The sequence below is a fragment of the uncultured Rhodococcus sp. genome, assembly GCF_963525155.1.
GTDB lineage: Bacteria > Actinomycetota > Actinomycetes > Mycobacteriales > Mycobacteriaceae > Rhodococcus_F > Rhodococcus_F qingshengii.
In genome coordinates, this window is record NZ_CAURKP010000192.1 from 1 (window position 1) to 9,084 (window position 9,084).

Genomic DNA, 9,084 nt, shown 5'->3' on the forward strand with positions numbered 1-9,084 from the left:
CACGCGACCCAACCCTCGGTCGCGAGGAAGCGTCGTTGCTGCTCCCGCGGAAGCAACGCCTCCCGGTCGTGCAGTTGAAGCAGAAAGTCGACGCGCATCTTCAGCGTCTTCACGGGATCGAGCAACTGGAACCCGGTACGGGCCATCCACCCGGTGACCGCCAGGCGATTGAAGACGTGATCGGCGAGGAAATCTGCACCCTTGGTTGCCAATCCCGCCGGGATGCCGAAGGGTAGCGCGGCGAGTGTGTCGACCGGACTGCCGAAGGTGATGACGCTGGCGATGTTTCGACTACGCCGATACGCGGCAGCCTGATAGGCGAACATGCCACCCTGCGAATAACCGGAGATGTGAACATCTTTTCCGGTGTGACGGTGGATGTGATCGACGATGTCGCTGAGAGCGATGATGTGATCGGCGAGGTTACGATCCCAACCGCCCTCTTCGGAGTCGGGCGAACCGAAATCGACGACCCAGGGATCAAGGCCCATCTCGTGCAGAATTCCCACAGCGCCCTGGTCACGGGTCACGTCGTACACGTTCGCCGACATCATCATCGGCGGGATCAGCAAGATCGGTGCGCCGACGGTTTCCGGGTCACTGTCCGGGAAGTAGCGCCGTAGCCGATACATCGCCGCGCGTTCGACGATCTCGAACGGCGACGTGGTCGCATCCGTTTCCAGCCCACCCAACCGGACGACCTCGAGGCCGTTTTGTGCTGTCGCAACCACCCGACGAATCGGGCCCAGCACAGACTTGGAATTCAATCCCACCATTTCACTCCCAAGTTACTCACCATGTGACGTCAGTCTCATTTTTCCCGCGCGCGACAAGCCTACTGACGACGAATACGCGTACGCGGTCAGGGAGCAAATTCTGCTACCTGACCGCGTACGACCGAAGGACTACTGCCGAAAAGAGAGCGACAACACTCGTGACCGCGAGGTCACAGGGTCCATTCCCGCAGTGACTGCGCCACTGCTTTGACTCCGTCCAGCTGCTCGGCAACCCGCACCCCCGCGGTGCCGCCTCGCGCGTTGCGCGAAGCGATGGAACCCTCGACTGTCAGCACCTCACGAACAGCGGGTGTCAGCGCGCTGTCGACGCCGGCCAGTTCCTCGTCGGTGAGATCTTCGAGTCCGACGCCTCGCGCTTCGGCGACACGCACACACGCTCCAGCAGCCTCGTGGGCAACCCGGAACGGCACGCCCTGACGCACCATCCACTCCGCGATGTCGGTGGCCAACGTGAACCCTGCCGGAGCTAGTTCCGCCATGCGCTCGGTGTGGAACTCGAGCGTCTGCACCAGACCGGTGATGGCCGGGAGCAGCATCTCGAGCTGCGCAACCGAGTCGAAAACCGGTTCCTTGTCCTCTTGCAGATCGCGGTTGTACGCCAGCGGCTGAGCCTTGAGCGTCGCCAACAATCCGGTCAGGTTGCCGATCAAACGACCCGACTTACCGCGCGTCAGTTCCGAGACATCCGGATTCTTCTTCTGCGGCATGATCGACGATCCCGTCGACCACGCGTCGGCAAGCGTGATGTAGCCGAACTCCGGTGTGCTCCAGATGATGATCTCTTCCGCCATGCGGGAGAGGTCGACACCGATCATCGCAAGCACGAACGCTGCTTCCGCCGCAAAATCACGCGAAGCGGTTGCGTCGATCGAGTTCTCGGCCGAGCTGTCGAACTTCAATTCCGCTGCAATGGCTTCGGGGTCGAGACCGAGCGAGGAACCGGCGAGTGCACCGGAACCGTACGGGGACACCGCAGCTCGAACGTCGAAGTCGCGAAGGCGCTGCACGTCGCGCAACAACGGATGTGCGTGAGCGAGCAGGTGATGCGCCAACAGGACCGGCTGAGCCGCCTGCAGGTGCGTCTTGCCCGGCATCACGGCATCCGGGTGGGCCCCGGCCTGAGTCGCCAAAGCATCGACCACGTCGAGAACGCCGGTGGAGATGCGGCGGACCGCATCCCGAAGCCACATGCGGAACAGCGTGGCCACCTGGTCGTTTCGCGAACGTCCAGCACGCAGGCGCCCACCGACCTCAGGCCCGACACGCTCGATCAGACCGCGCTCGAGTGCGCCGTGTACGTCCTCGTCCGACTCGCTGGGCCCGAAGGCGCCACTGGCGACATCTGCCGCCAGGCGGTCGAGACCGTCGAGCATTGTCACGAGGTCGGCTTCGCTGAGCAGGCCTGCCTTGTTCAGCACACGTGCATGCGCCTGCGACGCCCGCACGTCGTACGGAGCGAGGACCCAGTCGAAGTGAGTCGACTTGCTCAGCGCCGCCATGGCAGCGGCCGGTCCGGATTCGAACCGCCCGCCCCACAGCGCGCCTTCGTTGGTGCCGTGTTTTTGGGCGTCTCCGTCACCGTGAGCCGTCATGGCTCAGAGTCCCAGATCGCGCTTCGCGGCGACCTTCGACGACAGACCGTGGATCTCGACGAAGCCCTTCGATGCGGACTGGTCGAAGCTGTCGCCCTCGTCGTACGTCGCGAGGTTGAAGTCGTAGAGCGACTCCGGGCTGCGACGACCGTTGACGGTGATGGCTCCACCGTGCAGGAAGAGACGGATGTCGCCGGTAACGCGTTCCTGCGTCTTGTTGACGAACGTGTCCAGTGCGTCCTTGAGGGGCGAGAACCAGAGGCCGTCGTAGACCAGCTCGGACCAACGCTGCTCCATCTGACGCTTGTAGCGACCGAGTTCGCGTTCGAGGGTGACGTGCTCGAGTTCCTGGTGTGCGGTGATGAGAACCATCGCGCCGGGAGCTTCGTAGATCTCACGGCTCTTGATGCCCACGAGACGGTCCTCGACGACGTCGAGACGGCCGACGCCCTGAGCGCCTGCGCGCTTGTTCAGTTCCTGAATGGCTTCGAGAACCGACACCGGGCGGCCGTCGATGGCGACCGGGCGGCCCTTGTCGAAGCTGATGATGAGCTCGTCGGGTGCGTTCCAGTTGACCGTCGGGTCCTGGGTGTAGTCGTAGACGTCCTTCGTCGGCGCGTTCCACAGATCCTCGAGGAATCCGGTCTCGACGGCGCGGCCCCAGACGTTCTGGTCGATCGAGAACGGCGACTTCTTGGAGACGTTGATCGGGATGTTGTTCTCTTCGGCGAAGGCGATGGCCTTCTCGCGGGTCCAGGCGTAGTCGCGGACCGGTGCGATGACCTGCAGGTCGGGTGCGAGGGCGCCGAATCCGACCTCGAAGCGAACCTGGTCGTTGCCCTTACCGGTGCAACCGTGCGAGACGATGGTGCCGCCGTGCGAGCGTGCAGCTTCGACGATGTGCTTGACGATCAGCGGACGGCTGATGGCCGAGACGAGCGGGTAGCGGTCCATGTACAGGGCGTTGGCCGCGATGGTCGGCAGGCAGTATTCGTCCGCGAACTCGTCGCGGGCGTCGACGACAACGGATTCGACTGCGCCGCAGTCGATCGCGCGCTGACGCACGACCTCCATGTCCTCGCCACCCTGCCCCAGATCGATGGCGACGGCGACAACTTCAGCGCCCGTCTCCTTACCGATCCAACTGATGGCAACAGAAGTGTCCAGCCCGCCCGAGTAGGCGAGTACGACGCGATCGGCCATGGTTTTTGTGCTCCTTCGGTTGAAAATCTCTATCAAAGAATAAGGGGTCAGGCGAGCGATTCGATCATGGCCGCGAGTTCCGCTCCGGAAAGCGGTTCCCGGGCCACTACGAAGATGGTGTCATCTCCGGCGATCGTGCCCACGATGTCCGGCATCGAGGACCGATCCAGTGCGCTCGCGAGGTAGTGCGCGGCTCCCGGCGGTGTCCGGAGGATCGCCATGTTGCCGCTGAAATCGGTGGAGACCAACAACTCACCCAACAGCCGTGAGAGGCGGTCGGTACCGCCGGCCACACCGCGTACCGGGTTCCCGTCCTCCGGCACCACGTAAACACCGGCGCCGCCGTCGGCGGCACGCAGTTTCACCGCTCCCAGCTCTTCGAGGTCACGCGAGAGCGTCGCCTGCGTTGCTTCGATGCCCTCGGCACCGAGCAAGGCCGCCAGCTCCGTCTGACTTCGGACAGGGTGAGCCGCCAGAAGCGCGATGATGCGCGACTGGCGACCAGCCCGAGTGGGAGCGACGCTCACGCCGGGTCCAGTTGGGTTCGCTGTTCCAGCAGCCACACGAGCAATGCCTTCTGGGCGTGCAGACGGTTCTCCGCCTCGTCCCAGACAACACTCTGCGGCCCGTCGAGAACCTCGTCGGTGACTTCTTCGCCGCGATGCGCGGGCAGGCAGTGCAGGACGACGGCCTTCGGATCTGCCTTTGCGAGCAGCTCCTTGTTGATCTGGAACGGACGGAAAGGTCCGACCCGATCGAGTCCGTCGTTCTCCTGACCCATCGAGGTCCAGGTATCGGTGACCAACGCGTCGGCACCGACGACGCCGGCCTGCGGGTCCTGCGTCAGCGTGATGGTCGCGCCGGTTTCCTCGGCGCGTTTGCGTGCTGCTGCCACTACCCAGTCCGCCGGTTCGAAGCCCGCGGGGCTGGCAATGGTGACGTCGATGCCTGCGGTGACTCCGCCGAGCATCAGCGAGTGAGCCATGTTGTTGGCGCCGTCGCCCAGGTAGGTCAGCTTCAGTCCCTTGAGCTCACCCTTCTGCTCGATCAGCGTTTGCAGATCGGCCAGAACCTGACAGGGATGAAATTCGTCGGACAATGCGTTGACGATGGGAATCGTTGCGCCCGTAGCCATTTGCTCCAGTCGCTTCTGGCCGAACGTGCGCCACACGACGGCATCGACGTAGCGGGAGAGAACGCGTCCGGTGTCCGCCAAGGTCTCTTCACGACCGAGTTGAGTGCTGCGCCCGTCTACGACGACAGCGTGGCCGCCCATCTGTGCGATGCCCATCTCGAACGAGAAACGTGTACGCGTCGAGTTCTTCTCGAAGATGACACCGACTCCGCGGGGACCCTCGAGCGGACGCCGAGCGAACGGGTCCTTCTTGAGAATCGCTGCGAGTTCGAGAACTTCGGCCTGCTGCGCAGGAGTCAGATCGTCGTCCCTGAGAAAGTGTTTCACCACGGTAGTCACTTCTCCCCCGGCTGGTCAGCCGATAGTGCGCTGTCGAAGATGGCAGGTAGTGCTGCCACGAAGGTTTCGGCCTGCTCGTCCGTGAGGATGAGCGGCGGCGCCAACCGGATCACTCCGGGTTGCGCTGCATTCACAAGGTACCCGGCTTCGCGCGCTGCGTTTTCCACCGCCGGCGCGACGTCCTCGGTCAGCACGACACCCAGCAACAGTCCTGATCCCCGTACGTAGTCGACCAACGGATGGCCCAGATCTTCGATGCCCGCCGAGATCGACTTACCCAAGCTGTCGGCGCGTGAGATCAGGTCTTCCGCTGCAATGGTTTTCAGCACGGCAAGTGCCGCCGCAGCACACACCGGATTGCCACCGAACGTCGTACCGTGCTTACCCGGTCCGAACAACTCGGCCGTTGCCCCGGTCGCGATGCAGGCGCCGATCGGCATTCCGCCACCGAGTCCCTTCGCGAGGGTGATGACGTCCGGAACGATGCCGACTGCCTGATGGGCGTAGAACCAGCCGGTCCGGCCGATGCCGGTCTGCACTTCGTCGAGCACGAGAAGTGCACCGCGCTCGGCGGTGATCCGCCGAGCCTCGACGAGGTATCCCTCGGGTGGCACCACGACGCCGCCCTCACCCATGATCGGTTCGAGGAACACAGCGGCGGTGTCGGAATCGACGGCCTGCTCGAGTGCCTCGACGTCGCCGTACGGCACGAACTCGACACCGGCGGGCATCGGTTCGAACGGCGCCCGCTTGGCCGGCTGACCCGTCAGAGCGAGTGCCCCCATCGTGCGACCGTGGAAGGAGCCTTCGGCTGCGATGATCTTCTTCCGGCCGGTGGCGCGAGCGAGCTTGAAGGCAGCCTCGTTCGCCTCGGTACCGGAGTTGCAGAAGAACGCGCGCCCGGTGACGTTGCCGAGATGAGCGAGCAACTGCTCCGCCAACTCGACGACCGGCTCGCTGGCGTACAGGTTGGAAACATGGCCGAGTGTCGACAACTGAGTAGTGACGGCTTCGACGACGGCCGGATGTCCGTGTCCGAGGATGTTGACCGCGATTCCTGCCAGGAAGTCGACGTACTGCTTGCCGTCGGCGTCGGTGAGTACGGCGCCGTCACCGCGGACGAGAGCAACCCGGGGTACGCCGTAATTGTTCATCAGCGAAGCGGACCACCGCTGCTGCAGATCGATCGTGCTCATGAGATAGCTCCCTGCTGGGGACCGGCGACCGAGGGACCCGGCACGACCATCGTGCCGATTCCTTCACCGGTGAAAAGTTCGAGTAGGACTGAATGTTCGAGCCGACCGTCGATCACGTGCGCCGACGGCACACCTCCGCGCACCGCGCGAAGGCAGGCCTCCATCTTGGGCACCATGCCGGCGTCGAGACTCGGCAACAACTGGGCCAGGGCGTCGGTGTCGATTTCGGTGGCCAGTGAGGCTCGGTCCGGCCAATCGGTGTACAGGCCCTCGACGTCGGTGAGGACAACGAGCTTCTCGGCACCGATCGCCTCGGCCAGTGCTGCAGCAGCGGTATCGGCGTTGATGTTGTGGACGACACCGTCGGCGTCGGGTGCGATGGTCGAGACGACCGGAATACGTCCTGCCGCAATGAGATCGAGTACCGCGTCCGGGTTCACGGTGGTGACGTCCCCGACCAGCCCGATGTCGGTCTGCTCCCCCTCGACCGCAACAGTGCGTCGAGTAGCGGTGAACAGGTGCGCATCTTCACCGGAGATACCGACCGCGTAAGGACCGTGCGCGTTGATCAAGCCGACGAGTTCACGGCCGACCTGACCGAAAAGCACCATCCGCACGACGTCCATCACCTCGGGCGTCGTCACACGGAAACCACCGCGGAACTCACCCTTCATGCCAAGGCGTGCCAGCATCGCGTTGATCTGCGGGCCACCGCCGTGCACGACGACGGGAGGGATGCCGACAGTCCGCAGGAACGCCATGTCGGCGGCAAATGCCGTTTTGAGCGTCTCGTCGATCATGGCGTTTCCGCCGTACTTGACCACGACCACCTTGTCTCGGAATCGCTGCAGCCACGGCAGCGCGTCGGCGAGGACATGCGCCTTCTGATGCTCGCTGATCACGGGATATGTCTCGGTCATGACGAATACGCCGAGTTCTCTTCGACGTAAGCATGCGAGAGGTCCGTGGTGCGAATGCTCACGGACTCGTTGCCGATTCCCAGATCGATGTCGAGTTCGATGTCGATCCCACTCAGGTCCACCTCACGCGCCCCCGGAGCACCGACGCCGTCGATGCAGACGGGACTCCCGTTGAAGGACACACTGATTCGATCGGGATCGAGCTCGATGGGAGCGATACCCACTGCGGCGAGAACGCGACCCCAATTGGGATCGGAACCGAAAAGCGCTGTCTTGACCAGGCTGTCGCGGGCGATGGTCCGGGCGCCGATCAACGCATCGGACTCGGACGCCGCGCCGCGAACCGTCACCTTGACCCGCTTGGTGACGCCCTCGGCGTCTGCCATCAACTGATCCGCGAGATCATCACACACGGCCAGCACTGCGGCGTTCAGTTCGTCCTGCGTCGGCGTGACACCGCTGGCGCCGGAGGCCAACAGGAGCACTGTGTCGTTGGTGGACGTGGCGCCGTCGACGTCGAGGCGATCGAAGCTCAGGTGGGTGGCGGCGCGCAGAGCGGTATCGAGCTGATCCGCCGTTGCGACCGCATCGGTCGTGACGACGCACAGCATGGTGGCCAGCGCAGGCGCGAGCATGCCTGCGCCCTTGGCCATTCCGCCGACGTTCCATTTGTTCGCGTGGTGCAGCGACGCCTGCTTCGGCACGGTATCGGTGGTCATGATCGCGTATGCCGCGTCGGTGCCGCCGGAGATTCCGCCGGCCAGTTCGTGCACCACCTCGGTGACACCGGGGATCAGCTTGTCCATGGGCAAGCGGTCACCGATAAGTCCGGTCGAACAGACAGCGACCTCGATCGCGCCCGTCTCGGTGCCCCAATTACTCAGTGCCGAAGCAACTTCCTCGGCAGTCTTGTGTGCATCCTGGAATCCACCCGCGCCCGTGCAGGCGTTCGCGCCGCCCGAGTTGAGCACCACCGCGCGCAGCTTGCCCGTCGTCAGGACCTGCTGAGACCAGAGCACCGGAGCTGCCTTGACCTTGTTCAGGGTGAAGACGCCGGCAGCGGCCAGATCGGGTCCCTCGTTGAGCACCAATGCGAGGTCCGACTTGCCACTCTTCTTGATACCGGCAGCAATTCCGGCACCGCGGAATCCGGCAGGTGCGGTGACGCCCTGCGTGCGGAGCAGACGTCCCCCGGCGACGTGAACCACGTCTGCAACGGTCGCGTCAGGCTCGATTGCGTTGTCGATCTGCTGCGGATTGTCGGTGCTCACGGAGCTACTCCCACGGTAGAGAGACCTGCGGTCTCGGGTAGGCCAAGGGCGAGATTCATCGATTGCACCGCGCCACCGGCGGTGCCCTTGGTGAGATTGTCGATTGCCGAGATGACAACGAGCTGACCGGCGTCGGCGTCAACGGTGACCCCGATCTGCACGGCATTGGATCCGATCACGGCACCGGTCTGCGGGAAGACTCCGGCAGGCAGCACGTGGATGAACGGCTCGTCGTTGTATGCCTTTTCGTAGATTTCGCGCGCTTGCTCTTCGGTGGCCGTGGTGGCTGCCGTGCAGGTCGCGAGGATGCCGCGCGGCATGGGCGCGAGGACCGGAGTGAAGGAGACACTGATGTCCTTGCCGCCTGCGGCCGAGAGATTCTGAATGATCTCGGGGGTGTGGCGATGGACGCCGCCGACGCCGTACGCACGGACGGAGCCCATGACCTCGGAACCCAGCAGATCAGCCTTCGGTGCCCGGCCGGCGCCCGAAGTGCCACTGACCGCGACCACGTTCACGTGTGAGTCCACGATCCCCGCGGCAACGGCGGGGGCCAGCGCGAGGCTCGCTGCCGTCGGGTAGCAGCCCGGAACGGCAATGCGGGTTGCGCCTACCAATTTCTCACGGGCAC

8 protein-coding genes and 1 pseudogene are annotated in these 9,084 nt (G+C 64.3%); all 9 read right to left on the reverse strand.

The features are described from left to right. Positions 1 to 776, reverse strand: a pseudogene (locus tag RWT78_RS25135) (acyl-CoA synthetase); the annotation flags it as partial. 170 nt (positions 777 to 946) lie between these two features. Continuing rightward, on the reverse strand, positions 947 to 2,389 hold the full coding sequence (gene argH, locus RWT78_RS25140; RefSeq protein ID WP_003944092.1) for an argininosuccinate lyase: 1,443 nt from the start codon (positions 2,387 to 2,389) through the stop codon (positions 947 to 949). Between the two features lie 3 nt (positions 2,390 to 2,392). After that, complete coding sequence (locus tag RWT78_RS25145) at positions 2,393 to 3,592, reverse strand: argininosuccinate synthase (protein WP_007736221.1); 1,200 nt, start codon at positions 3,590 to 3,592, stop codon at positions 2,393 to 2,395. Between the two features lie 47 nt (positions 3,593 to 3,639). Continuing rightward, positions 3,640 to 4,119: an arginine repressor gene (locus tag RWT78_RS25150; protein WP_007736224.1), complete on the reverse strand. Its 480-nt coding sequence runs from the start codon at positions 4,117 to 4,119 to the stop codon at positions 3,640 to 3,642. Further along, positions 4,116 to 5,066: an ornithine carbamoyltransferase gene (argF, locus tag RWT78_RS25155; protein ID WP_021334039.1), complete on the reverse strand. Its 951-nt coding sequence runs from the start codon at positions 5,064 to 5,066 to the stop codon at positions 4,116 to 4,118. The genes RWT78_RS25150 and argF overlap by 4 nt, the downstream gene beginning before the upstream one ends. Further along, positions 5,063 to 6,262: an acetylornithine transaminase gene (locus tag RWT78_RS25160; RefSeq protein WP_007736227.1), complete on the reverse strand. Its 1,200-nt coding sequence runs from the start codon at positions 6,260 to 6,262 to the stop codon at positions 5,063 to 5,065. Before RWT78_RS25160 ends, argF begins: the two co-directional genes overlap by 4 nt. Next, a complete protein-coding gene (gene argB / locus RWT78_RS25165) occupies positions 6,259 to 7,182 on the reverse strand; it encodes an acetylglutamate kinase (RefSeq protein ID WP_314681696.1) in 924 nt (307 codons plus the stop codon). Before argB ends, RWT78_RS25160 begins: the two co-directional genes overlap by 4 nt. Beyond that, the gene (gene argJ / locus RWT78_RS25170; RefSeq protein WP_050656537.1) at positions 7,179 to 8,417 is read right to left on the reverse strand and encodes a bifunctional glutamate N-acetyltransferase/amino-acid acetyltransferase ArgJ; all 1,239 of its coding nucleotides are present in this window, start codon (positions 8,415 to 8,417) and stop codon (positions 7,179 to 7,181) included. Before argJ ends, argB begins: the two co-directional genes overlap by 4 nt. A 32-nt stretch (positions 8,418 to 8,449) precedes the next feature. Continuing rightward, positions 8,450 to 9,084: N-acetyl-gamma-glutamyl-phosphate reductase (gene argC, locus RWT78_RS25175; RefSeq protein ID WP_314681698.1), on the reverse strand; the 635-nt coding region annotated here is incomplete at its 5' end.

Excerpts from the sequence above, each read along its gene's own strand:
- argH (WP_003944092.1), bottom strand. The coding sequence starts at position 2,389 with ATGACGGCTCACGGTGACGGAGACGCCCAAAAACACGGCACCAACGAA.
- RWT78_RS25145 (WP_007736221.1), bottom strand. The coding sequence starts at position 3,592 with ATGGCCGATCGCGTCGTACTCGCCTACTCGGGCGGGCTGGACACTTCT.
- RWT78_RS25160 (WP_007736227.1), bottom strand. The coding sequence starts at position 6,262 with ATGAGCACGATCGATCTGCAGCAGCGGTGGTCCGCTTCGCTGATGAAC.
- argB (WP_314681696.1), bottom strand. The coding sequence starts at position 7,182 with ATGACCGAGACATATCCCGTGATCAGCGAGCATCAGAAGGCGCATGTC.